Annotated in this window: 20 protein-coding genes and 1 riboswitch; of the genes, 2 read left to right on the top strand and 18 right to left on the bottom strand. The window is 51.3% G+C overall.

Annotated elements, in window-relative coordinates; translation table 11 throughout:
- Positions 1-3: 3 nt before the first annotated feature.
- The 10 genes from M1L66_RS12800 to M1L66_RS12755 all read right to left on the bottom strand — a co-directional run bounded on the left by M1L66_RS12800 (position 4) and on the right by M1L66_RS12755 (position 13,895).
- Positions 4-2,313 carry a diguanylate cyclase domain-containing protein gene (locus M1L66_RS12800; RefSeq protein WP_434693385.1) on the bottom strand — a complete coding sequence of 770 codons (2,310 nt, stop codon included), beginning with the start codon at positions 2,311-2,313 and terminating at the stop codon, positions 4-6.
- A 182-nt stretch (positions 2,314-2,495) separates the two neighbouring features.
- Positions 2,496-2,568: riboswitch (cyclic di-GMP riboswitch) on the bottom strand.
- A 45-nt stretch (positions 2,569-2,613) separates the two neighbouring features.
- Positions 2,614-3,639, bottom strand: a complete 1,026-nt coding sequence (locus tag M1L66_RS12795; protein WP_434693383.1) for a sugar kinase — start codon at positions 3,637-3,639, stop codon at positions 2,614-2,616.
- 96 nt (positions 3,640-3,735) lie between these two features.
- Positions 3,736-4,767 carry a sugar kinase gene (locus M1L66_RS12790; RefSeq protein WP_002600109.1) on the bottom strand — a complete coding sequence of 344 codons (1,032 nt, stop codon included), beginning with the start codon at positions 4,765-4,767 and terminating at the stop codon, positions 3,736-3,738.
- 216 nt (positions 4,768-4,983) lie between these two features.
- The gene (locus tag M1L66_RS12785) at positions 4,984-5,634 is read right to left on the bottom strand and encodes a bifunctional 2-keto-4-hydroxyglutarate aldolase/2-keto-3-deoxy-6-phosphogluconate aldolase (protein WP_002600110.1); all 651 of its coding nucleotides are present in this window, start codon (positions 5,632-5,634) and stop codon (positions 4,984-4,986) included.
- Positions 5,635-5,737: 103 nt separating this feature from the next.
- A complete protein-coding gene (locus tag M1L66_RS12780; protein ID WP_187020867.1) occupies positions 5,738-6,499 on the bottom strand; it encodes an IclR family transcriptional regulator in 762 nt (253 codons plus the stop codon).
- 800 nt (positions 6,500-7,299) lie between these two features.
- The gene (locus tag M1L66_RS12775; RefSeq protein WP_002600112.1) at positions 7,300-8,100 is read right to left on the bottom strand and encodes a carbohydrate ABC transporter permease; all 801 of its coding nucleotides are present in this window, start codon (positions 8,098-8,100) and stop codon (positions 7,300-7,302) included.
- On the bottom strand, positions 8,093-8,974 hold the full coding sequence (locus tag M1L66_RS12770) for a carbohydrate ABC transporter permease (protein ID WP_187020869.1): 882 nt from the start codon (positions 8,972-8,974) through the stop codon (positions 8,093-8,095). The genes M1L66_RS12775 and M1L66_RS12770 overlap by 8 nt, the downstream gene beginning before the upstream one ends.
- A 19-nt stretch (positions 8,975-8,993) precedes the next feature.
- A complete protein-coding gene (locus M1L66_RS12765; RefSeq protein WP_434693378.1) occupies positions 8,994-10,334 on the bottom strand; it encodes an extracellular solute-binding protein in 1,341 nt (446 codons plus the stop codon).
- A gap of 301 nt (positions 10,335-10,635) precedes the next feature.
- Complete coding sequence (locus tag M1L66_RS12760; RefSeq protein ID WP_434693376.1) at positions 10,636-12,396, bottom strand: cache domain-containing sensor histidine kinase; 1,761 nt, start codon at positions 12,394-12,396, stop codon at positions 10,636-10,638.
- Positions 12,393-13,895, bottom strand: coding sequence for a response regulator transcription factor (locus M1L66_RS12755; RefSeq protein ID WP_434693373.1), 1,503 nt, complete (start codon positions 13,893-13,895; stop codon positions 12,393-12,395). The genes M1L66_RS12760 and M1L66_RS12755 overlap by 4 nt, the downstream gene beginning before the upstream one ends.
- Before the next feature lie 394 nt (positions 13,896-14,289).
- Between M1L66_RS12755 and M1L66_RS12750 the strand changes: the two genes are divergently transcribed.
- The gene (locus tag M1L66_RS12750) at positions 14,290-15,291 is read left to right on the top strand and encodes a LacI family DNA-binding transcriptional regulator (RefSeq protein ID WP_187020875.1); all 1,002 of its coding nucleotides are present in this window, start codon (positions 14,290-14,292) and stop codon (positions 15,289-15,291) included.
- 76 nt (positions 15,292-15,367) lie between these two features.
- Positions 15,368-16,771, top strand: a complete 1,404-nt coding sequence (gene uxaC / locus M1L66_RS12745) for a glucuronate isomerase (protein WP_434693371.1) — start codon at positions 15,368-15,370, stop codon at positions 16,769-16,771.
- A 101-nt stretch (positions 16,772-16,872) separates the two neighbouring features.
- Here the strand turns inward: uxaC and M1L66_RS12740 are convergent, their stop codons facing one another.
- The 8 genes from M1L66_RS12740 to M1L66_RS12705 all read right to left on the bottom strand — a co-directional run bounded on the left by M1L66_RS12740 (position 16,873) and on the right by M1L66_RS12705 (position 24,397).
- Complete coding sequence (locus tag M1L66_RS12740; RefSeq protein ID WP_434693369.1) at positions 16,873-17,271, bottom strand: hypothetical protein; 399 nt, start codon at positions 17,269-17,271, stop codon at positions 16,873-16,875.
- A gap of 85 nt (positions 17,272-17,356) precedes the next feature.
- Positions 17,357-17,800 (bottom strand): phosphotransferase family protein, encoded by a 444-nt coding sequence (locus M1L66_RS12735; protein WP_434693367.1) that lies wholly within the window; start codon positions 17,798-17,800, stop codon positions 17,357-17,359.
- A 5-nt stretch (positions 17,801-17,805) separates the two neighbouring features.
- On the bottom strand, positions 17,806-18,321 hold the full coding sequence (locus tag M1L66_RS12730; RefSeq protein WP_434693366.1) for a phosphotransferase family protein: 516 nt from the start codon (positions 18,319-18,321) through the stop codon (positions 17,806-17,808).
- Positions 18,299-19,360 carry a M20/M25/M40 family metallo-hydrolase gene (locus M1L66_RS12725; protein ID WP_434693364.1) on the bottom strand — a complete coding sequence of 354 codons (1,062 nt, stop codon included), beginning with the start codon at positions 19,358-19,360 and terminating at the stop codon, positions 18,299-18,301. Before M1L66_RS12725 ends, M1L66_RS12730 begins: the two co-directional genes overlap by 23 nt.
- Before the next feature lie 2 nt (positions 19,361-19,362).
- On the bottom strand, positions 19,363-20,364 hold the full coding sequence (locus tag M1L66_RS12720; protein WP_187020888.1) for a LacI family DNA-binding transcriptional regulator: 1,002 nt from the start codon (positions 20,362-20,364) through the stop codon (positions 19,363-19,365).
- Positions 20,365-20,511: 147 nt separating this feature from the next.
- Positions 20,512-21,153 carry a beta-phosphoglucomutase gene (pgmB, locus tag M1L66_RS12715; RefSeq protein WP_434693360.1) on the bottom strand — a complete coding sequence of 214 codons (642 nt, stop codon included), beginning with the start codon at positions 21,151-21,153 and terminating at the stop codon, positions 20,512-20,514.
- A 2-nt stretch (positions 21,154-21,155) separates the two neighbouring features.
- Positions 21,156-22,055 (bottom strand): DMT family transporter, encoded by a 900-nt coding sequence (locus M1L66_RS12710; RefSeq protein ID WP_434693358.1) that lies wholly within the window; start codon positions 22,053-22,055, stop codon positions 21,156-21,158.
- A complete protein-coding gene (locus M1L66_RS12705; protein ID WP_434693355.1) occupies positions 22,052-24,397 on the bottom strand; it encodes a glycoside hydrolase family 65 protein in 2,346 nt (781 codons plus the stop codon). The genes M1L66_RS12710 and M1L66_RS12705 overlap by 4 nt, the downstream gene beginning before the upstream one ends.
- Positions 24,398-24,412: the final 15 nt, after the last annotated feature.

The following is a 24,412-nucleotide window of genomic DNA, read 5'->3' as shown; positions in this document are numbered from 1 at the left end:
CCTTTAATCCAGCCTTTCCAGGATCATCATCTCTTCCTCTTCCCCATAAAACGCAATCTGGTTCTTGCCCCGCCCTTTGGCCATATAGAGCGCCTCATCCGCGTGTTTATAGAGTAATTCAAACGTATCCCCGTCACGAGGGCCAAAAGCCATTCCAATGCTGATGGACACGATGCGGTCCTCTTCGTTCAGCGTCAGGGCGTGAACCTGGCGGCGTACTTCCTCAGCCCGTAAACTGGCGCACTCACAGTTCGGTATATGTTCCAGGAACACAACGAACTCATCGCCTCCGAACCGGGCAATTAAATCGTCCGACCGGAACGCACCAGAAAGAATCCGCGCCATCTTCTTTAAGACCGCATCTCCCTCCTGATGGCCGTATTTGTCATTGATCTCCTTGAAGCCGTCTAAATCCAGCATGATCAGACAGGACAGGCTGTCCTCATTTTTCAGGGCCTGTTCTACCTTCTCTTCAATATTCCTTCTGTTGTAGAGACCCGTCAGCGGATCCCGCTCTGAGGAATACATAAGTTCCATCTTCCGCTTCGTCTCCTCATCCACATCCCTCACATAGGCGAATGCCACCGGATTTCCTGAGACCGGCTCCGTCAGCAGGGAAATCGTACACGTCATCCATTTATAGTCCTCCGAGCCGGGGTACGTCGCGCGAAACAGCTCCTTTTGCTCCCGCTCTCCGGTATAATAAGCAGCCAGCATCCGGTTGGCCTGCATCTGCCCGGCGATCCTGTCATGATCCGCCGGATGGATGTAACAGCACATCTTCTCGATGAATCTTCGGCTGTACAGAAAGCCCTTGCCTCCTTCCAGCCAGTTTTTTCCATGGATGGTACAGGCCATCACCTGCTGCCTTACGAGATCCACGGACCACATGGCGACTGCTTCCGAGAGAAGTGCCGCACGGTACTGCTCCTCCTGGGCGAAACGCCTCCGGATCCGCCGCTCCTCCGTGATGTCCTCCAGCGTTCCAATGGCCTTAGCCACCTCGCCCTTACCGGCTCTCACCGGAGTCACAGACAGCCGGAAATACGTGTCCTCCGAAAAGGAGGTTCCGCCCGCAAATTCCAGTGGTCCCGGTTCCTTGCCCTCGGCGATTCTCTTTAAGATCATCTTCCATTTTTCCAGATCCTCTGCTGCTACCAGTCCTAGGGCGGCCCCTTTGGCTGATATCTGTTTCAAAACAGTCGGAAATTCCACTTCTTTTACAACTGGAGGTGATATAAAGCTGAGGCTGTCCTCTTTCGGCACATACTCGAATGTGGTTCCTGTGGAATGGAGCAGCGCCAGTTCCAGCTTTTTCTTCTCCAATTCCAGGGCCTCCTTCGAGTCCAGAATGATATTTCTCGTCTTTCTTGACCAGAGGATGATAACCGCCAGTTCCGCCAGGAAAAGTACAAACATCTTCACCGTAAGGAATAAGGCTGTCTCTCGAATGTGCTCGCGGTACCAGTTGGAAACCGTATAGGGAACAACGGTAAGCACATACCAGTCGTTGATCTCGGCAGGTGCATAGTATACGATCCGCTTCTCATTCCCGACTGTAAACAGGAAAACGCCCTGCTCTTTTCGTTCCATCTTCTTCTGTAAATCGCTGACAGCTTCTGCATCCATATCCGTATCGCTGCGCAGAAAGCTGAAATATTCACGACCGCTGTACAGGCTGTCTTCATGGCTGGTCTGCATGATCACTGTTCCGTCCGATTTTAACACATAACTGTAGCTTCCAGAATTAAACCCCTTGGTCGTTACCATATCCACCATCTGATCCACGATCATGATTCCGGCGATTCCGCCTTCCACAGTCTTTCCCTGCATAACAGGTGCGTAAAAAGCGAACACCTCCTGCCCCGTTACACTGGAGAGAAAAACGTCCGTCATTCCGCTCTCCCCTCTGCAGATTTCTTCCACATAGCCTCCTACAGACGGAGGAAGAATCTCATGTCCTACGGTATAAAGGCCTCCGTCAGCCGAGACCAGCCTGATATTGGCAAATCCACACTTCTCTTTCAGCTGTTCATAAACTCTTTGACGGGATTCTTCGGTCAGTTCAGGTGTTTCCGACAGAAAGTCTGCCGCATATCTCACTTCTTCAAACACTCTGGTCAGTTCAGTCTTAACCGCAGTCTGGGACTGGTCATTGACGTCCGCAAGGTGTTCTGTCGTCATGTCTGTCATCAGATGATCGACACGCCTGGAAAAGTCATACAGAAACAGATAGATAAACGCCAAAACCAGCACAACGAGCAGCATCACCGCTCTCACATGATTCCTGCTGAAGCTGTTTTCCTTTTTCACATTTTCCCTCCTTGTTTCCAACAGGTCGCCATTTACGAATCAAGCAGCAGAAATATGTCAGGGATGGCCCCTTTAAAAACACTCTGTGAAAGAACATCGTTTGGTCTGACAGCTTTTCTCCAATACACGAAAAAAGGCTTCAGTCAGATTAATCTGGCTGAAGCCCCAACATATCGTAAGGTTTTAGCAGCTGGCTGCCCATACGGCCCTTTAGCTTTGCGTCGCTGCCTTTCGACAGTTTTGCCATTACTTAATATAATAGATTCAGAACCCCGTCTTGTCAACCATAATTTTCCAGTTTTACCGGCTCATTTCGCTCTGCGGGCCTTTCTGGTTGTGCTCACGGATAATCATGTTCATTTCCTCTAAATCCGAGGTCGGCAGGTCGCCGGGGATGGTATTTTTCAGGGCGCTGGCCGCGTTGCCGTAACGCACCGCCTTCATGCAGTCGCCGCCGCTGCTCAACAGTCCGTATAAAGCGCCCGCGATATAGGCGTCCCCGCTTCCGATCCGGTCCACCACGTCTATATTGCGGTAGGGTTCTTCCTCGTAATACTCATCTCTGGCCGCGTCGTAAATCACGGAGCCGAAGGTATGGCTCTTCGGGCTGTGCACCACTCTCTGGGTGGATGCCACGATGGAGATCGGGTACTCCTCTGTAAAGCTCTTCATCATCTCCCTGGCCGTTCCCGTCTTCTGAAAAGTCAGCCGGGCGGTATCTTCCGAGCAGAAGAAAATATCCACATAGGGAAGAATCTGCTCGATGCACTCTCTCGCTTCCTCTCCCGTCCACAGATTCCCGCGGAAATTCACATCGAAGGAAATGATGGTGCCGGTGGATTTAAACCTGCGGATCATGTCAATGGCAGTCTTTCTCGTGTTTTCACACAGAGCCAGGGTGATTCCCGTCGTGTGGAAACAGGTCGCCGCACGGTACATATCCTCCGGGAACGAGTCCACACTGATGCCGTAGAAGGAGCTGTTCTTTCTGTCGTAAATAACCTTCGGTTTTCTGGGATGGGCGCCGTATTCATAGTAATAGAGGCCCAGTCTCGCATCGGAGCTGTGGTCATAGACAAAGAAATCATCGCTGATTCCGTAGGAACGCACTTTATTTTTCACGAAATTGCCCATGTCATGGGATGGAAGCTGGGTCACCACGCCGGTGTGAAGTCCTAAAAGGGCTGCGCCGACTGCGACGTTTAACTCTGCTCCGCCCACCTGCTTCTGAAATGAATCACCGCGCACCAGGCGCTCCACTCCGGCCGGAGATAAACGCAGCAGCAGTTCGCCTAAACTTAACAAATCAAATGGTCTGTTACTCATGATCGATCTTCCTCACTTCCAGATTGTTTTGACCTCTAAAAAGGGCCATTCTGCAAAAGCTTATAAAAGCTGATTAGAATGACCCCGCTGTCTTAATTATCTCTGTACACGTCCTGAACCGTCCCCGCCTGCAAGGCTTTCAACGTCTTCTCTTGTAACCAGGTTGAAGTCGCCAGGGATGGTGTGCTTTAATGCTGAAGCAGCTACCGCATACTCCAGTGCACTCTTATAATCCTTGCCGTCAACCATGCCGCAGATCACGCCGGCTGCAAAGGAGTCGCCGCCGCCTACACGGTCTACGATTGGTGTGATGTGGTACTTTCTGGAGTGATAGAACTCACGTGTTGCGCCGTCCATGATGCAGGCTGACCAGCCGTTATCGGAAGCGGAATGGCTCTCACGTAAGGAGCTGATAACATACTTGAAGCCAAACTTGTCGATCATCTGATTGAAGATGTCAACATAGCCCTGTAACTCCAGCTCGCCGGAGGTTACGTCGGTGTTGCCCGGCTTGAAGCCGAGAACCTTTTCTGCATCCTCTTCGTTGCCGATGCATACGTCAACGTACTGCATTAAATTTGTCATGACCTTCTGAGCCTTCTCGGAAGACCATAATTTCTTGCGGAAGTTCAAGTCTACGGAAACAGTAACTCCGTGAGCCTTGGCAGCCTTGCAGGCCGCTTCTGTCAGTTCAGCCGCAGAATCGCTGACTGCCGGTGTAATTCCTGTGAAATGGAACCAGTCAGCGCCCTCGAAGATCTCATCAAAATTGAAATCAGCCTCAGTTGCTGTGGAAATAGAAGAATGAGCTCTGTCATAAACAACCGTAGACGCTCTCATGGCGGAACCGGTCTCTAAGAAGTAGATCCCCAGTCTCTCGCCGCATCTTGCGATGTGCTTTGTGCATACGTTGTACTTTCTCAATGCCGCTACTGCGCATTCACCGATCGGGTTCTTCGGAACTGCTGTCACAAACTCTGCGTCATGGCCGTAATTAGCCAGGGAAACTGCTACGTTTGCCTCGCCGCCGCCGTAATTTACGTCAAATTCATCTGCCTGGATAAACTTCTCATTGTTCGGGGTAGATAATCTTAACATGATTTCGCCCATTGTTACTACTTTTGCCATTATTTAATCTCCTTTTTTAATCTATATTCGTAACAGTTCAGACGGCTCATCTTCTTAACCGAAAAATCCGGTCAAGAAGCATCGGATATTCATCCGATGTGAAAATTAGTGCAGGAAGCCGCTTACAAGCAAGCTTGGCGCTGCTTCCTGCACTAATTTTCCCGCCCTCTGAACTGTTACCCATTTTCTGTTTTGATGCCAGTGCCGGGTATTGTCTTATGCGCGTGCTGCCGCAACTGCCTTTACAAATTCCTGAGCCTTTGCTGTAACTGCCGCGAAGTCGCCTGTCTTGGCGCCCTTTGTCAGGCTGCTGCCGGTTCCTACTGCGTAAGCGCCTGCCTTGATCCACTTGTCCACGTTGTCCACGTCAACACCGCCGGACGGCATGAACTCACCCTGAGGAAGCGGGCCCTTGAAGGAGCTGATGGCTGCCGGTCCCATGATGTTGCCCGGGAAGATCTTGATAACGTCACAGCCGCACTCTAATGCGGTGATCGCCTCGGTTGGTGTCATAACGCCTGGAAGCATCGGAACTCTGTAGCGGTTGCACATTCTGATGGTATCTGCGTTTAAGCCAGGGCTTACAACGTAGTTGGCGCCTGCCAGAATAACGGCTCTTGCTGTCTCCGGATCGAGTACAGTACCTGCGCCGATAACAACGTCTTTGTTATCTCTATATTTTTCAGCCATCTTTGCGATGAATTCAACCGGGTTGCCTTCATCCATGGTCATGGTAATCTCAATAAAGTTAATGCCGCCTGCGATGATGGCGTCAACCACTTTCTCGCCCTGCTCCAGATCCTTTGCACGAACAACGGCTACCAGGCAGTCTTCTTTCATCTTTGCTAAAACCTGTTCTTTTTTCATGATTGCTCTCTCCTTCTTATTCGCATATACGAATGTCTTTCATAATTGCGATTCTTATACTTGAATATTAATCGTTTCTCTTCATTTTGTCAACAGGTAATCTTTATATTTTTCCAAGAAACCCTAACAGTCTTGAAACCTCCTGTCCTTTTTCCGCGACAAGGGCTCCCAGCGCCTCGTAATCCTCGGTCGGCTTATATAAGCTGGACACGCTGATCGCCCCCAGACAGGAACCATCCCGGTCGAACACGGGGGCACCCACACACTGCATATGTTCTTCCATCTCCCGCGCATCGAACGCGTACCCGCGCTCCCGGACCTTCTCCAGCTCCTTTAAAAGCGATTCTCTTCCCAGAATCGTCCGATCCGTATGCCTGACAAATTTGATCCTGTTTATCACCTGCTCTCTCGTCTCCTCGTCACTGTATGCAAGAATGACCTTTCCCAGCGAGGTACAGTACATGGGATTCTTCGAGCCGACCGTCGCCGTGGTAATGATCGGGTTTTCCGGCTCAAACTTGCATATGTAAACAACGTGGTGGTCGGAAGGGATTCCGAAAAACACGGTCTTGCCCACTTCCTTTGAAAATGCCTTGAGCACCGGTTCAATCGTGCTGATAAAATCCAGATTATTCGTATAGTTAATTCCAATGCGGTAGGCCATCAGCCCGATAGTATAGCTCTGCTTCTGCCCCCTGGCCACATTGACCATCCCCATCTCGGCCAGCGTCGTCACAATATCGTAGGCGCTCGTCTTCGGGAGCTTCAGCTTCTCGCAGAGATCATCGAGCGTCGCTCCCTCCGGTGTTCTGGAAATCATCTTTAAAATTTCCACGGTTCTCTGTGTCGTTCTGTTCAGTTTCATGTTATGCCTCCGTTCTTACTCCTCTAGTATACCTCCCCGGGCCTTTAAAAGGCAATATGAAATGCTCTCCTACGAAGTATTTGTAAGTATTTACAAAAATATAACACGTTTCTATGCAAAATGTCAAAATGATTTGGTTACGCCCAAATTCTTGCGGGGAGGGGGAGGCGGGGAAGAGGGCAGACTTCTTGTTTCCTCGGCGGCAGGAACTAAAGCCGGAAGACAGGAAAAAAGGGCGGATCGCGCAAATTACGGAGAACTCCTGAAGGACTTCTCCTCCATGTGCACTTGAAATCTGGCTTGGAGGCCAGATTTCACCACCCTTTTTTCCTGCCTTCCGGCTTAAGTTCCTGCGAGCCTCGGAAAAGGAAGCCTGCCCTCTTCCCCGCCTCCCCCTCCCCACAAGAATTTGGGCTGTGTACTGGCTGCTCCGGAAAAAAAGCAAAAACAAAAGCAAAAACAATACTATTTCATAAATATAAAACACTAAAACCTCCAACACACCAGCGGGTCTGCCATCCTGGCTCCCGAGGTACACAGCCCCGTGCCATTGCGTCAGGCCCAGGCTGCGGGCGGATAGGGGTGGGAGCGCTATGGTTATTCCAGTGTGCCGGCATCTGGATACGAATCATAAGAAAGTCCGAGCCTGGCGAACGCGCCCGCATTTGGCGTGTACGACAGGTTCGGACTTTCTTATGGTGAGTAGGAAGCAAGACGGACACGGAATAACCATAGCGGTCCCGCCCCTATCCGCCCGCAGCCTGGGCCTGACGCATTGGCACGGGGCGTCCCCCCCCCCATCACTTAACGGAGCCCAGCATTCCTTCTACGAAGCTTTTCTGCATGATGAAGAAAATCGCTGCGGTCGGGAAGGTCGCCGTTACGATGGCTACCATGATCATTCCAAAGTCCGGTGTGTAAGCGGAGTTCATGGCGGATATGATCAGGGGCAGGGTCATCTTGTCGTCGGTCTGAAGGGCAACCAGCGGCCATAAGTAGCTGTTCCAGATGTTCATAAAGGTGATAATGGTGGCCGCCGCGAAGGTCGAACGCATGACCGGGCAGTAAATGAGGAAAAAGGACTTCATTTCTCCCAGTCCGTCTACCCTGGCAGCCTGGAGGATTTCCTTCGAGAAGGACTTCGTGTTCTGACGGAAGAAAAAGATCAGGAACGCGGTCGCCATGGACGGCAGTATGACAGATAAAAATGTGTTAAGCAGTCCCCATTTTGCAAACATGCGGTAGCGGGGTATGAGGAGCGTTGCCATGGGTACCATCATGGACATCAGAAGGAGCGCCATGACCTTATCCTTGATCCGGCTCTTATAAATCTCAAATCCATATCCGGCCATGGCGGCTACCAGGACCGTTAGAACCGTGGCGATTACCGTAATGATCATGGAATTCTTGATGCCCGTCACAATATTCGTCGTGGTAAACAGCGTGTGAATGTTTGTAAACAACTGGTTCCCCAGCATCATCCTGCCGCTTGTGATATCGACGGAGGCATTGGTCGCACTGATGATCATCCACAGAAACGGGAAGATGGACAGAAAAGACGCAATGCATAAGAATACGTATTTTGCTGTTTTTTTAATCATGTTTCTTCCCTCCCGTCACTTTAAACTGGATTGCTGTGAGAACGACAATCATCAGGAGAATTGCATAGGAAACCGCGGAGGCATATCCGAAGTCGGGCGTGTATTTAAAGCAGAGGTTGTAGATGTACTGTGACATCGTAATCGTCGCGTTGCCCGGTCCTCCCTGGGTTAAGTTTACCACCTCGTCAAACAGCTGGAGTGTTCCGCTGATCGACGTGATACTGGTAAACAGAATAATCGGCTTTAACAGCGGCGCCGTAATGGAAAAGAACTTCTGGACCACATTGGCTCCGTCGATCTCCGCAGCCTCGTAAATCTCGGGATCGATATTCTGAAGCGCGGATAAAAAGAAGATCATGTTGTATCCGGTCCAGCGCCAGGTGATTGCGATAATGATCGTAATCTTCCCCCAGAAGGCGTCCGTCAGCCAGTGGATCGGCGACTGGATCACATGAAGTGTCATCAGCATCTGATTGATAAAACCGCTGTCGGAAAAAAGGCTCTTAAAGAGGACTGCATAGGCTACCAGAGAGGTAACACACGGCAGAAAGATCGCAATGCGGAAGAAGCTGCGGCATTTCAGTTTCTTATCGTTTAAGAGCACTGCGTACAGCATGGCCAGAAAAAGCATAACCGGCACCTGGACAATCAGGTAGAGAAATGTATTTTTAACTGAGGACAGAAATATGGGATCGACCAGAAGCCGTTTATAGTTAGCCAGCCCACAGAAATGGAGATTCATCCCCATTCCTGTCTGAAATGAATTGGCTAACGCTCCTATCATGGGATAAAAGCAGAATATCACTATAATCAGCGTGCCGAAACCAATGAATAACCATCCCTTTATAACGCTGGATATTTTCTTACTATTCATTGTTTTCCTCCCAAAGGTCTTACCGGGCCTGTGCTTCCGCCTGAACCTGCATGCTCTTCATGGCGGCGTCGATGTCCTCGCCCTGCAGGATTTTCTGGATTTCCGCCATCACGATATCCTGGAACGCATAGGTATAGGTACCATAGTTTACATTCGGAATTTCTTTTGTAATGGAGGCAATCTCCTGGTAAATCTTCTGGTTGCCGAAGAACGGAATTTCTTTATTATAGACATCGCTCTCCTGAGACGGTAAATACGTTCCTACGATTCCCTTCTCATCCAGCAGCTGGTTGTAAAGCTCTTTGTTCTCGCCGAAGGTGGTTTTTAAGAAATCCAGGGCGATATCGGAATTTTCAACGCCGTTTAGGATGTACCAGCTGCCGCCGCCTAAGTTGGAAGCATTGGTTGCATTGGGAACGCTGTCCAGTCTCGGGATCTTTGCAACTCTCCACAAGCCATCCTGACCTTCCCCTTTCATAATAGAAGGAGTAAACCAGCAGCCCTTCATCTGAAATGCCACTTCGCCTTTGTTCACGCCTTCCAGAAGGCCCGCCCAGCCGCTGTACGTTCTGACCAGATCGTCATCGGTGATGGTCTTGATGATTTGCAGGCATTCCTTAAGCGCTGGGTTATTCTCCATGTCTGGAGTCGTTCCATCCTCTTTCGTGAACCAGGTGCCGGCCGACTGCATGGTCAGCTTCATTAACTCGATGTCACTCGGGTCCATGGAGATCATCTTCTTCCCCGTGGCCTCTTTGATCTTTTTGCCCATTTCGATAAACTTGGACCAGGTTAAGTCCTGCATGTCTTCCTCGGTATACCCCGCCTGCTCGATCATGTCCTTGCGGTAGTAGAGGACGGCGGCTCCATTGTCCCACGGAATGCCGTAGGATTTTCCCTCCAGCGTCATCGGTCCCTTTTTATATGCGGCAAAATTGTCGTAATTAATCTCGGAAGTCAGATCCATAAATGCTCCCGGATAAGATTTTAAGAAAGACTGGATCCGGTAATCCTCGATGGGAACCGCATTCGGAAGGCCCTTTAAGGAGCCTGATCCCAGGCCGGTGTTCAGCTTCTGTACCACATCATTCTGGCCGACCTCCACGATGTTGATCTCCACATCCGGATGGTCCGTCTCGTAGATTTCCTTCGCCATCTCCAGCGCGGCAATATTGAATTCCTTATCCCATGCCCAGAAGGTCACCGTCTTTTTGTCCCCCGAGGAGGTGCCGGCAGCTTCCTGTTTCGTCGTCCCCTCCCCAGTCTGCGTTCCCGCATTGTCAACCGGTGCCTTGCTCCCACAAGCAGTCAGGCTGGCAGCCAGGGCTACTGCTGCCGCAAACAAATACATTTTTTTCATCTCTGTCTTCTCCTTTTCTATATGATGCCTTTATTTTATCGTTATAACTCACAAAAATATCGTATTTTATTTGGAATAATACAGCATCATGTGATTAAATTCATGCGAAGGCAAAAGGAAAAAAGTACTTTTTTATAATTTTGGTAATTTTTTCGTAACAGTTCAGTCGGCGGGAAAATTGGTGCAGGAAGCGGCGTCAACCTTGCTTGTAAGCGGCTTTATGCACCAATTTTCACATCGGATGAATATCCGATGCTTCCTGACCAGCCTTTTCGGTCAGAAAGATAAGCCGTCTGAACTGTTACATTTTTTTCAGGTGATAAGGAAGTCTCAGGCTGACCGAAGTGCCGGTTCCGATTACACTGTGTATGGTCACGCCGTACTCCTCCCCGTAGATCAGCCGGAGCCTTTCATGGACATTGGGAATGCCGATTCCGGTCAGATGGCGTCTCCTGTCGCTGCTCAGCAGGTCCGCCGTCTCCTCCTGTGACATGCCGTCTCCCTCGTCGATAATTTCACAGATCAAGTCATCCCGCTGCTTCTTTGCAAAGATCCGGATCTTCCCCTCCTTCTTATTCTGGAACGCATGGAAAAAGGCGTTCTCGATAAATGGCTGCAGAATCAGCTTGGGCACCATGCATTCCATGCCCTCCTCTGCCAGGAAATACTCCACCTCGATGCGGTCGCCGTACCGCACCTGGTTGATAAACACATACTGCCGGACCAGATCGATCTCCTCCCGCAGCGTGATCTCCTCCTCCATGTTTCCGATCGTCTTCTTTAAAATAGCGATCAGCGCATTGATGGTATCCGAGGCCTTCTCCGTGTTGTTCTCCCAGGTGAGATACTTGATGGAGGCCAGAGTATTATACATAAAATGCGGGTTGATCTGCATCTGCAGCGCCTCAATCTCCAGACGCCGCCCCCGTTCCTGCTCCTCCATCAGCTGTTTGACGTAACTGTCAATCTCATCCACCATCCGGTTGTAGACATCCGCCATCTGCCTCACCTCCGAGTTGCCTTTCACAGGGCTCACCTTTTCGAATCTGCGGTTTTTAAATGTTTCCAGCTGCTGGATGAAGAAATTAAGGGGCGATACGATGCGGCGCATGATGAGGAATACCACGGCAATGGCTGTCCCTGTGATTAGAAAGCCAGTCACAAGGATATTACGGCGGACTCCCGCGTAGGATTTTAAGAGGGCCGCTTCCTCCACCGTGTTGACCATGTACATATCCAGCTCCGGTATGTATCCCGATATCACAATCTCCGGCTTATGGTTCTCCTTAACGGTCCGGTATGTGTCTCCGTTCTCCCTCATCGAACGGACCAGCGAGAGCAGCTTCGTCTCCTCGCTTCCCAGACTGTCTTTCATATTGCCCGACACAATCTGGCCGTCGGAAGACAGGATTACCATGCGGCTGCCCTCCGGAACGGCCTCGCTGAACATCTGATAGAATTCCTCCTCGGGAATCGTAATGTAGGCTGTGGCAAAGCTTTCACTGGAGGACGGAAGAAACAGCCGCCGCGCTGCTATCACACATTTCCTGTCCTTAAAATCATCGGTAATGCCGTGGTCCTGATACGTATACTGGAGCCGTCTGCTGGTCTCGCTGATCTTCAGGGAGCAGGGCATGTTCTCTATCTCTTCCACAGGAACCGAGATCCTCTCCCCTGTAAAGGAAAACGCACTGCCCTGATTGCTGATCGCGACCAGGTTCTGAGCCGTGCCGGAAGGCACGGAATCGTGGTAGACCTTCAGGATGTCGTACGTCTTAATAAATTTCTCCGTGCCGCAGGCGTCGGCGGCGAGAAAGTAATTCTTCAAGGCCGGTTTCGTCTCCAGGAGCCTTAAGAGCATTAAATAGGAGTTGTTGTTTTCTTCCACCTTTTTCTTGATGTTGTCCATCAGCTTGGCATTTAAAAAGGTGGACGACTGGATGAAAAGATTCTTCGTGATCCAGTCCGAACTGGCGATGGTGCAGAAATTGGTCAGGACAATGCTGCTCACCACTACCAGAGAAAGCTTAAAAAAGGTACCCCACCGAATCTGACTCTTCATAGTTTTTCCCCCTGGCGCCTCGCCCGGTTCCGATATGTATGCGGAGAGTAGCCGGTCTGCTTCTTAAAGACCTTTCCAAAATAGCTCTGGTCCGTATATCCGATCTCCTGCGCAATCTCCGACAGGGAAAGCTCTGAGGCGGTAAGCAGCTCTTTCGCCCTTTCCACCCGGACCGAGTTTAAGAATTCATTGATTCCCTGCCCCATGTGAGAGGAAAAATACGAGGAGAGGTACGAATAATTCATGTTAAAATCCGCAGCCAGAGTTTTCAGCGTCACCGGTTCGCTGTAATGCCGGTACAGATACTCCGTGATCCTCAAATAAAGGCCGCTCCCCCTCGCCTCCTCCGTAATCTGCCCGATCTCCTGATAGATGGCGGCAATGGCTCCGATGAGTCCCTCCAGGCTGTCGGTGGTGCCAATGGCCGTCAGGAAGGACAGCTTGCGCTCTTCCAGCTGGGGCGGACAGAAATCATTTTCATTCAGTTCAAAAATCGTGTTATAGAGCGTACTCTCCATCAGCTTCTTCACGGCCATCTCGCTGACCGCCATGCCCCGCAGAGAGCTTAAGTACTCCACCAGCACGGCTCCCGCGGTTCCCGCCTTCTGCTGGCGCACCAGATCGCACACGGTCTTCTGGTCCAGGGCCGGAAGCTGCAAAATCCCGTTCTCTCTCAGATCGAGATAATCTTTCCGGCTGTCGAAAAACCGGTAGGAGAACAGTTCCGAGAGCTTCTGTGCCTCCGTCTCCAGCGAAACGCCCTTACCATAGGGCGGGCTGATAATCATCTCAATGTTGCGCAGATAGGCGGTGCCCTGCCCGGTCACCGTGCGCAGCTTTTCGTCAAACATTTCCGGGTAAAAGCAGCCGATCGTGTAGATGTACACCTGGCTTTTTTTCAGTATAAAACTGTCAAGATAGAATCGCCCGAACGCTTCCTTTATCATCTCCTCCATGTGGCCGATGGTAAGCTCCTGCTTGTTGGTTGCCCCCTGGAGGATCTTCCCGGGCTGTATGGCGATCAGATAATAGGTGGTGCAGGCGTCCCCCTGCTCCGGACACGCTTCCTCTCCGCCGCTTCCCCCGTGATCCTTGGCATGGATGACCCCCTTCTTTCTGCCTAAGAGGCGGAGAGCCCTAAGCAGATAGTCGGATTCCAGCTCCGGTTTCAGGATATAATCAAAAACACCGTATTTAAACGCACTTTTGACGTATTCAAAATCCTGATATCCGCTCAGAATGATGGTGGACACCTCCGGATACTTTAGATTTACGGCACGCAAAAGCTCCAGCCCGTTCATCCGAGGCATCATAATGTCACAGATCATCATGTGGGGCAAACTCTGTTCCAGAAACTCCAGCGCCTCCTCCCCGTTCGTCACTTCCCCGATGATCTCGAATTCATCGCTCTCCTGTTCGATGATGTAGCGCAGCGCCTTTCTGACCAGCAGCTCGTCCTCCACGATCAGAATTTTACATTTATCACACTCGTATCCCATTTCCCGTATTCCTCCCTGTATTTTCCCATAATGATCATCCGCTTATACTGCGCAGGAGTCACCGCGGCATTCAAACACCCGCTTTTTGCGGAAATATCCCTGCTTTCTAGTATAACTCCTGTAAGTATTTACAAACAACCACAGTTCCTGGTAACCGTTCAGACGGCTCATCTTCCTGACCGAAAAATACGTTCAGGAAGCATCGGATATTTATCCGATGTGAAAATTGGTGCACAAAGCCGCTTACAAGCAAGCTTGACGCCGCTTCCTGCGCCAATTTTCCCGCCGTCTGAACTGTTATTTAAAATTATATTCTGGGGATTGTATTATTTATCAGATGATTGTATAATAAAAGCAATATGTAAATACTTACATTTTCCAAGGAGGTGATGTTTTGAATATCTACGATGTTTCAGAACGGGCTAACGTTTCTATCGCTACCGTTTCCCGTGTCATCAATGGAAATCCCAATGTCAGTGAGAAGACGCGGAACCGGGTTCTGGCGGTGATGGATGAACTTGGCTACACGCCCAATGTCTTTGCCAGAAGCTTAGGACTTAACACCATGCGCACCATCGGCATCATGTGCGCGGATTCCTCCGATCCCTGGCTGGCCGGCGCCATCTACTATCTGGAGCAGGAGCTGCGCCGCAGCGGATACGATTCCCTCCTCTGCTGCAGCGGCTACTTGCCGGAGACGAAAAAGAAGTATTTGGAGCTGCTGCTCTCCAAGCGGGTGGATGCCGTCATTCTGGCCGGTTCCCACTACGTGGAGGCCAGGCAGAAGGATAATGCCTATCTAATAGAGGCCTCAAAAGAGCTTCCCATCATGCTGGTCAACGGCTGTCTTGACGGCAAACAGATCTACAGCACGGTATGCGACGACCGGACCGCGGTCTATGAATCGGTCACCAGGCTGATCCGGTCAGGCCGTACTTCCGTCCTCTATCTGTACGCCGGCAGTTCCTACAGCAATCTGCAGAAGCTGGCAGGCTATCACGATGCCTGCGCGGCAGCCGGCTTGAATATCCGCGACGATCTGGTACGCATCTGTCCCAAGGATTTAGACGGCACGGAAGAACTCCTGCGTTCTCTCGCCTCCGCCGGTTTGAAATTCGACGCAGTCTTCGCCGCCGAGGATGTCATGGCGGTAGGCGCTGTCAAATATGCAAATAAAACCGGAATCAAAATTCCGGATGAAATGAATATTATCGGGTATAATAACTCTATTCTGTCCCGCTGCACCGATCCGGAGCTGACGACCGTCGACAACAAGGTGGAATCGCTCTGCACCACTACGGTCACGACTCTGATGAAGGTCCTGGGCGGCGGAAACGTTCCGGTGAAAACCACCATCTCGGCAGAGCTGATCAAACGAGGCACTACTGATTTTTAATGAATGCAACAAGATTTCCCCGCCTCTGCAGGTGATGGGATTCATTGTATAAAGAAGCAAAAAGGAGGATTTTATCATGAAACAGTTTATGGACAAAGATTTTTTACTGTCTACGGATGCGGCCAGGGACCTCTTCCACAACTATGCAGAAAAAATGCCTGTCGTGGATTACCACTGCCACATCAATCCGCAGGAAATTTACGAAGACCGTAAGTTTGACAACATCACTCAGGTATGGCTGGGAGGTGACCACTATAAGTGGCGTCAGATGCGTTCTAACGGCGTAGAAGAACAATACATCACCGGAGATGCCTCGGACCGTGAGAAATTCCAGAAATGGGCGGAGACCCTGCCGAAGCTGATCGGCAACCCGCTGTACCACTGGAGCCATCTGGAGCTTCAGAGATATTTCGGCTTTACGGGATATTTAAACGGCGACACCGCAGAGGAAGTGTGGAACTTATGCAATGAAAAGCTCAGCCAGGATTCCATGAGCGTCCGCAATCTGATCCGTCAGTCAAACGTAACCCTGATCTGTACCACCGATGATCCGGCCGATACACTGGAATGGCATCAGAAGCTGGCCGCGGATGATTCCTTTGAAGTGAAGGTGCTTCCTGCCTGGAGACCGGACAAGGCCATGAACATTGAGAAAGTGGATTTTGCTGCTTACATGGCGAAGCTTTCAAAGGCCGCAGGCATCGAAATCACCGATTTTGCCTCCTTAAAGCTGGCCCTTAAGAACCGTATGGAATTCTTCGCCTCCAGAGGATGCAGCGTATCCGACCACGCGCTGGAATACGTGATGTACGTTCCGGCCGACCCGGTTGAACTGGATACCATTTTCGCAAAGGGACTGGCCGGCGGACCGGTTACCCGCGAGGATGAATTAAAGTATAAGACCGCATTCATGCTCTTCGCGGCCAAAGAATACAACCGCATGGGCTGGGTCATGCAGCTTCACTATGGCTGCAAGCGCGACAACAACGCGATGATGTATGCAAACCTCGGACCGGACACCGGCTTCGACTGCATCAACAACTACGCTCCATCCGCTCAGATGGCCGATTTCTTAAACGCGCTCAGTGCAACAGATGAGATCCCGAAGACGATCATCTACTCCTTAAACCCGAATGACAACGCCTCCATCGGCACCATCATCGGATGCTTCCAGAGCCAGTTCCCGGGCAAGATCCAGCAGGGTTCCGCCTGGTGGTTCAACGACCACAAGACAGGCATGACCGAGCAGATGACTTCTTTGGCAAACTTAGGCTGCCTCGGCAACTTCATCGGCATGCTGACAGACTCCAGGAGCTTCTTATCCTACACGAGACATGAGTATTTCAGAAGAATTCTCTGCGAACTTGTGGGCGGCTGGGTAGAAAACGGAGAGTATCCGGACGATCAGAAGGCTTTGAAGGAGATTATCGAAGGAATTTCTTATAATAATACGGTGAAGTATTTCGGATTTGATTTATAAATTCAGAGCATGAAGCTTTGTCTGAAAAGGAAGCTTACGCGCTGGCAGACAGTGTCTGCGGTGCGTAAGCTTCCTTTTTTCAGGTTATATGTATGGAGGCATCATGAAATTGCCTGGAGTTTCCCACTGTGTTCAGTAACAACTATTTTCAGCAGATCAATGTCAGCCTGCATTGCCTCTATTTTATCACTTGCATCTTCATACCGTTTTGAAGCAGGGACGTAATTTTCCAAAATTAAGTTTATATTGGGATTGATTTCATTTTCGATCCTCAGATTGATTTTCCGGATATCCTGTTTTATGTTCTGGATATCCTGCTTCATATCCCGGCTTTCCTGTTTTAATTCCTGGATATCCTGCTTCATATCCCGGCTTTCCTGTTTTAATTCCTGGATATCCTGCTTCATATCCCGGACATCCTGTTTCAAAGGTTGAAGCTGTTCTGTCATCTTCTTGTCAATTAAATCTGACATTGCCAGCAGTAACTCATTATCTGTCATGATATCCCCTCTTTCCTATCATACTAACAGTCCAATTGTGGTATAGAAAAGTTTATCACAGTTCCAGGAGGAACACAAGGATTTTTTATCCCTGCAGTTCCCGCACAATGCTCATCTGCCTCTGCAGCAATCCGGTTCCGTGTTCATACATCTCCATGGTCTCATAGCGTCTGTATTCACATTCCAGAGACTGGAGCACCGCCATATAGATATCATACCACAGCGCCCGGCGTTCCTCGGCTTGTGTAAGCGTCTCTTTTGCATATCCAGCCATAAATTCTCTGTTGCTGCCGAATGTCCGGAATCCTACTTCCAGCAGCGGATCGCCCCACAGGCTTCTCTCCCAGTCGATGATTCCAGTCACGTGTTCTCCGTCTGTGAAGATGTTTCCGGCCCAGATATCCCAGTGCACCAGGCGGGGTTCTGTTACCTCTTCGAAAAACCGGCGGTCTTTTTCCAGACGCTCCCGGATCTCGCTGACGGGCAGCTTCAAATCAACCGCTCTCGTCTCCGCGTCACAGAGGCCCATATCCATCATCCTTTTAAAAACGGGATACCACGCATCCCCCTGGCTTCCGTCTGTCCCGGAAGGCCGAAACGGGAGCAGGTAATCTCATTGATTCTGCGGTTTATCGCACCAGTCTCCCTCATGAGCGCATGTACGGTTTCCTCCGGCAGCTTCTGACTCTGTGAATAGAGACTGTTTCCCCTCCGTTTCTCCATAAAGAAGTAGAAGGACGAACAGATACTCCTGCTGTCATCATAACCATATATCTCGGGAACCGGAATGAGCGGGTCTGCCGCCGCCATCTTCATGGCTTCCACTTCGGCAAACATGATATTTTTTTCGTAGGACATCACAGGGACGCCTTCCGGGGGCGCCACTTTTAAGATTACACGTCTACCGCTCTCAAGCGCCACTTCGTATGCCACATTGAAGTAGCCTTCCGTCAACTCCTCATAATCCTTCAGAGGATCATATGGGAAATACTTATCTGCTATCTTCCGAATCGTCTCTCTGCTCTGTTTATTCTTTGTCAGACTCTCCAAATCCCGTTTTCCTCCCTGAACTCTCCCATGAAACAAGGAACTCTGCAATCAGATCGATGCATCCTTCCACATCCTTTTCATCAGCCATCTCGGCCGGATGGTGCATGTAGCGGAGCGGAATCGACACCAGCACAGTGGGAATTCCTTCTCCTGCAAAATGAATCTTGTCCGCGTCGGTATAGCTCAGTCTGCTGGCTGCCTCCGTCTGCACTTTCACTCCAATTCTGGAAGCGCATTCCCTCATCTTACGGTTCAGCCGTTTGGAGACGATGGGGCTGTTGCAGAGTACCGGACCCCCGCCTAAGGTTACCTCGCCGGAATCCGCGGCGTTCATGCCGATACAATCGCTGGTATACGTCACGTCCACCACCACAGCCAGATCCGGTTTAACGCGGCTGGCCGTCCAGTACGCGCCGTTCTTCGTGGTCTCTTCCCCCACGGTGGCCGCGCTGTACACGCCGCAGGCGCATCCGCGCTTCCTGGCCTTTTTGAAGGCCTCCATAATAATAAATACGCCGAGCCTGTCATCCAGCGCCCGGCTTAAGAAACGGCCTCCCGCCGCCTTGCAGAATCCGGTGTCCAGCACAACGGGCGCGCCAGGCTCCACCAGTTTGCACGCTTCTTCCTTCGAATCTACGCCGATATCGATCAGAAAATCCGATGTCTTTAAGCCGCCTTCCTTTTTAAAGAAATCACGGTACGATTCCACCACTCCGTATACCGGTCCCCGCTCTGTCATCACCTTGACGCGGTGGCCCGGATAGGTTGCCGTAACAATCCCGCCCCGGTCGATCACCTGGAGGCGTCCCCGCTCGTTTACCGTCGTCACCATGAGGCCGATCTCGTCCAAATGGGCCGTCATCAGGATCCTGAAATCCCGGTCCGGCCTCAACACGCATACGGTATCCCCAATATCGTCGGTTCTCACCTCGTCGGCCAGTGGTTCCATATATTTTCTGATGACGGCCTGTCCCTCTTCCTCATAGCCGGATACCGTCACCGCACCTAAAAGTTCTTCCAAAAATACCTCGTCTGTCATCTCTATTCTGTCCTTCCCAGTCTTTTTACACTTTCTCTGATCACCAGCTTCGCGGGGATGAGCGTCTGAATGGAGATCTCTCTTCCGGTCAGAATTCGCTCCGCCAGGACTAAAACCGCCTGTTCGCCCATAAAATCCATGTACAGGTGGACGGTAGTCAGCGGAGGCACCAGATACTTTGCGGCAGGGATATCGTTGTATCCCACCACGCTGATGTCCTCGGGAATTGCAAGTCCATTTTCGTGAACCGCTTTATAACAGCCGATGGCAAGGGAATCGTTGGCCACAAACACCGCCGTCGGCCGGTCCGGAAGCTCCAGCAGCTCCTTCATCATCTGATATCCATACTTGGGCGTGTAGCCGCCGATCTTTAGATACTCCTCGTGAAACACGCCCTCCTGCTTCATGAAGCGCTGATAGGCGTAAGTCCGGTTGTCCACCACCTCCGCGCCATCCGAGTCAGTCTCGTATCCGCCGATAAAGGCAATCTTTTCATGGCCCTGATCCATCAGGTATTTCATCACCTTCAGTACAGACCGCTCGATATCGTGGATAACGGAATCGAATTTCTCCGTATCGGGTACCGCGTCCGCGAAGACCGTAGGCTTCTGATACGACTCGATCCGTTCCATCATGGACTGGCTGAACGTTCCCAGGCAGATGATTCCGTCCAGGACCGATAAGTCCTCTTTCGTATCGCCGCTGTTAATCCGGTACTTCTTGTATCCCTCTTCCGCCAGCTTCTTCTCAATGGCCACACGGACAGAGAGATAATACGTATCCTCCAGCTCCTCTTCCAGGGAATAGGAATAAAGGACGCCGATTTTCAGCTTCCTCTTTCTCTTTTTCTTATCCTTTACCTGGTAATCCAGCTGTTCCGCAACCTCGAAAATCCGTTTTCTCGTCTCATCCTGCACATTCAGTGTCTCATCGTAATTCAGGACTCTGGAAACCGTGGCGATGGAAACTCCCGCTTTCTCCGCAATATCCTTGATCGTAGCCATAACGTTATTCCCCTCTTATCCCCCATAAAAGTCAAAGATCACGGCAGGCCAATGTCTTACAACGTGTTCCTGCCGTGATATTAGTGCCGCCGGACCTAGTGCCGTTTCTGAAGACCTCACTAAGTGTTTTTAGTATACCTCGAAGATTTACGAATTGCAAGCCTCCAAAAGCTCTTCAAAGGATTTCAAATGGTAAGCCGCAAGCTCACAGTCCGATGCGTCGCCTATCCCGGCGCCATCCATGCCTCCGGCTTTGGCCGCCATGAGACCGGCTCTGGCGTCCTCCACCACGAGGCAGTCTTCCGGCTTCTCATGGATCAGCTTCGCGGCCAGCAGAAAGACTTCCGGGTCCGGTTTGGAATGGGTGATCTGATTGCCGTCCGAAACGGCGTCGAAGTAACCGTCAAGCCCCAGCTGTCCCAGGATGAAACAGGCATTTCTGCTGGAAGAGCCGATAGCCAGCTTTAGGCCTCTCATTCTCAGTTCATCCATGGTCGCCTTCACCTCCGGCGCCAGATCCGCCGGTGACATATTCTTAAGCAGTTCTTTGTAGATTTCGTTCTTTTCCGCTGTATAGCGTTCCTTCTCTTCTTCGCTCATGGCGCCGTCATATCTCTCGAGAATAATCTCAAAGCTTTCCATACGGCTCACGCCGCGCAGACGGTTGTTGATGGTCTCGTCAAAGTAGATTCCCAGCTGATCGGCTACCTGTTTCCACGCCTGATAGTGGTATTTGTCTGTATGGCAGATCACGCCGTCCAGATCGAAGATAATTCCGCGGTATTTCATAATTACACCCCCACATTTTCTTTCTTTGGTTCTGTTTTTTCCAGCTCTTCCTTCTTCTCTCCGGAGTAGTTGGATAAGATCACGGCCGCCAGAATCAGTACACAGCCGCCGATCATCCGCATCGTCACATTTTCATGGAGCAGGATTACGGAAAACAGGGTGCCGAATACGGATTCCATGGAGAGAATGATGGCCGCCTTCGTCTCATCCACATACTTCTGACAGTTTGTCTGAAGAAGGTACGTAAGCGCGGTACTCACTGCCCCCAAGTATAACACACTGAGCCAGCCTGTGGAAGTAGCATGTACAGAAAATTGTCCCTGCGCCGCCAGAAATACGGCAGACAGAAGAAATGCCGTTGCCATCTGTACTGTATTTAAAACCTTAACCCGGTATTTCGGTGCAAACTCGCCCGTCAAAAAGATCTGGAACGCAAAGCCCACGGCGCCCACCAGAGTCAGCGCGTCGCCGGCGCCCAGGGAGAAATTCCCGTTCAAAGACAGAATTCCCACTCCCACAATGGCCATGACGGCTCCCACGATTCCATTCAGCCCTACCGTCTTCTTATAGACCAGGAAGGCGATAAAGGGCACCATCACCACATTTGTGGCCGTTAAAAACGCGTTTTTCGACGGTGTCGTGTACTGGAGACCCACGATCTGCAGGGCAAATCCGGCAAACAGCGCGCATCCCATGAAGAATCCGGCCCGAATCTCTTCTTTTTTAATGTCTTTCATGCCGGGCAGAGAGATTCCGCCCAGGATTACGGTTCCCAGGAAGAACCGGAAGGTCATAATCTGGAACGGGGTCAGGCTCTCCAGCGCCATATCGCTGGCTACGAAGCCGCCGCCCCAGATCACGGTCACGAGGATCAGTCCGAATATTGCCAGATATTTCTTCATGACCGTCCTCCTGCTGCCGGGCCGAAGCCTTCCAGAATCATCGCCTCACCATTTATGCTAACCGACACCGGACCGCCCTCCAGTACTGTCACCGTCACGCTGTTGTCCGGCAGGACAGTAATCTCCATCTTGGATCCTCTGTGGTGCAGCTTAAAGGACAGGCCTTCCCACTCCTTCGGCATATGCGGACAGATATCCACGACGCCGTCTTCCGAAAATGTCACGCCTGCGAAACCGAACACCACGGTCTGCCACACACCGCCTGCGTTGGCCGCGTGGATGCCTTCCCTCGTGTTCTTCTGTAAATCGGTCAGATCGATGAACGCCGCCCTCCTCAAATAGCGGTAGGCCTTCGTCTCATCGCCCACATGGAGTCCCATGACAGAATAGATGCTGGGGCTTAAAGAGGAGCCGTGAAGCGTCCGTTTTTCATAATACGTATAGTTCTTTCGCTTCGTCTCCTCGTCGAATTCTTCCCCGAGAAGATGGAGAAGCATCACCACATCCGCCTGTTTGATGATCTGGGTCTGCGTCTTTGGGACAGTCCTCAGAATCTCCGGGCGAATAGGCCAGTCGTTCTCATCGTAGGCCTCTATCGTCACTTCCTTCAGATCGAAGTATCCCTCGAACTGCTCCAGTAGGCCATTTTCCTTACCCTTTGGAAGGTACATTTTCTCCCTGACGTGAGACCAGCTCTCCAGTTCCTCGTCCCGGATATTCAGGCGGGCCTTCAGCTCCTCATAGAGCCCCGTCCCGTCTTCCTTCCATTCCGTTAAAAGCTCCAGGACATAGCCTAAATTCCACCTTGCCAGGTAGTTGGTGTATAGATTGTTATCCACCGGTTCATGCCATTCGTCCGGCCCCGTGACGCGGCGGATCTCGTAGCGGTCCATCTTCCGGTTGTATTCGCACCGACTGGCCCAGAATCGGGCTGTCTCGATCAGGATCTCCGCGCCTTTTTCACGCAGGAAACACCGGTCTCCGGTTATCTTCACGTAGTTGTAGATTCCATAGGCCACAGCGGCGGTCACATGGTGCTCGTAAACCGCCACGTAGCACCGGTAGCAGGTGCCGTCCGGTTCGATGGTCCAGTCCGGGCACTGCTCCGTGCCGTCGTCCGCCGATTCCCAGGGATACTGGGCCCCGCGGTAGCCATTCTTTGACGCATTGGCTCTTGCCGCATCCAGAAGGCGGTACCGGTAGTTTTCCAGATTCCTGGCCGTGTCCGGGAACACGCAGGCAAAGAACGGCAGCATAAACAGCTCCGTATCCCAGAACGCATGGCCTCCGTATTCCTCGCCGCTCAAAAGCTTGGCTCCCACGTTGACCCTGTCGTCGTGCTCGCTGCCCGTGCTCATCAGATGGAAGAGGGTAAAACGAACGGCGCGGTCCAGATCAAAATCGCCTCGGATCTCGATGTTGGCCTCACCCCACATGCGGGCGTACACCTCGATGTGGCGGCTCATCTCCGTCTCGAAGCCGTCGGCGGCAAAGCCTTTGATCTCGTCTCTCACACGGCAGTGAAGCTCATAATCCGGGACTTCGCGTTCCGTATAGACGGAGGCGTATTTTACTACCTCCACAGCCTTTCCCTCTTCTGCGTCAAAGTCCTGAAATTCCACGGCGGTTTCGCCAAACGCCCCGAAGCTCCGGTTCTTCATCACGGGTCTGCCCCCGGCGTAGGCCTCCATAAGGCTTCCGGTTCCCACGCAGAGCTTCCGGTCTCTCGTCGTCACCTCCACATAGGCGCCTTTGTCGCTAAGCGGGCAGTTTGTGAGCAGCCTGGTATGCTTCACCTTAAAGCGAGGCGCATCGCAGAAGTTTATGACAGAGCCATCGATGATATTTTCCACCTCGATGATCCCGCTGTAGTTTAACGGCGTCACGTAGAGGCGGATTCCCATGCGGTGGACGTTTGCCCGGCTTACCATCCGGATTCCCTCCACCTCGGTCCTCCTCCCCTTCTTATCTTCCAGGACAAACCGTTTGGCCAGCAGTGCGTGCTTCATATCCAGAGCCCTGGAAAATTCCAGGACTCTGCACGTCTCAATGCCGATCAGCTCCTTCTCCACATAGAGCTTTATCCCCAGCCAGTCCGGTAAATTGGCCAGTTCTCTCATGAAGGTCTCTGATTTATCAAAAACGCCGTTAATATAGGTACAGGGAATACTCTTCGCCGCCCGTTCCTCGTAGGCGCCTCTCGTTCCCAGATATCCATTGGAAAGGCAGAAAAGGCTTTCGTATTTTAAATTCTCCTCCGGATCGTAATGATCCTCGAGGATCATCCACGAGTCATCGCTTAAGTAATTCCTTATGTGTTCTGAAAATCGCTCTCTTATCACGTCTTTTCCACGCTT

This window comes from Hungatella sp. SB206, assembly GCF_051132295.1.
GTDB classification, from domain to species: Bacteria; Bacillota; Clostridia; order Lachnospirales; family Lachnospiraceae; genus Hungatella; species Hungatella effluvii.
The sequence above is the reverse complement of the archived record's forward strand: the minus strand, read 5'-3'. Positions and strand labels throughout refer to the sequence as shown.

What these genes read in the sequence shown, in the direction of transcription:
- M1L66_RS12795 (WP_434693383.1), bottom strand. Translation starts at nt 3,639, where the DNA reads ATGAGTAACAGACCATTTGATTTGTTAAGTTTAGGCGAACTGCTGCTG.
- M1L66_RS12790 (WP_002600109.1), bottom strand. Translation starts at nt 4,767, where the DNA reads ATGGCAAAAGTAGTAACAATGGGCGAAATCATGTTAAGATTATCTACC.
- M1L66_RS12785 (WP_002600110.1), bottom strand. Translation starts at nt 5,634, where the DNA reads ATGAAAAAAGAACAGGTTTTAGCAAAGATGAAAGAAGACTGCCTGGTA.
- M1L66_RS12780 (WP_187020867.1), bottom strand. Translation starts at nt 6,499, where the DNA reads ATGAAACTGAACAGAACGACACAGAGAACCGTGGAAATTTTAAAGATG.
- M1L66_RS12775 (WP_002600112.1), bottom strand. Translation starts at nt 8,100, where the DNA reads ATGATTAAAAAAACAGCAAAATACGTATTCTTATGCATTGCGTCTTTT.
- M1L66_RS12770 (WP_187020869.1), bottom strand. Translation starts at nt 8,974, where the DNA reads ATGAATAGTAAGAAAATATCCAGCGTTATAAAGGGATGGTTATTCATT.
- M1L66_RS12765 (WP_434693378.1), bottom strand. Translation starts at nt 10,334, where the DNA reads ATGAAAAAAATGTATTTGTTTGCGGCAGCAGTAGCCCTGGCTGCCAGC.
- M1L66_RS12760 (WP_434693376.1), bottom strand. Translation starts at nt 12,396, where the DNA reads ATGAAGAGTCAGATTCGGTGGGGTACCTTTTTTAAGCTTTCTCTGGTA.
- M1L66_RS12755 (WP_434693373.1), bottom strand. Translation starts at nt 13,895, where the DNA reads ATGGGATACGAGTGTGATAAATGTAAAATTCTGATCGTGGAGGACGAG.
- uxaC (WP_434693371.1), top strand. Translation starts at nt 15,368, where the DNA reads ATGAAACAGTTTATGGACAAAGATTTTTTACTGTCTACGGATGCGGCC.
- M1L66_RS12740 (WP_434693369.1), bottom strand. Translation starts at nt 17,271, where the DNA reads ATGACAGATAATGAGTTACTGCTGGCAATGTCAGATTTAATTGACAAG.
- M1L66_RS12735 (WP_434693367.1), bottom strand. Translation starts at nt 17,800, where the DNA reads ATGGGCCTCTGTGACGCGGAGACGAGAGCGGTTGATTTGAAGCTGCCC.
- M1L66_RS12725 (WP_434693364.1), bottom strand. Translation starts at nt 19,360, where the DNA reads ATGACAGACGAGGTATTTTTGGAAGAACTTTTAGGTGCGGTGACGGTA.
- M1L66_RS12720 (WP_187020888.1), bottom strand. Translation starts at nt 20,364, where the DNA reads ATGGCTACGATCAAGGATATTGCGGAGAAAGCGGGAGTTTCCATCGCC.
- pgmB (WP_434693360.1), bottom strand. Translation starts at nt 21,153, where the DNA reads ATGAAATACCGCGGAATTATCTTCGATCTGGACGGCGTGATCTGCCAT.
- M1L66_RS12710 (WP_434693358.1), bottom strand. Translation starts at nt 22,055, where the DNA reads ATGAAGAAATATCTGGCAATATTCGGACTGATCCTCGTGACCGTGATC.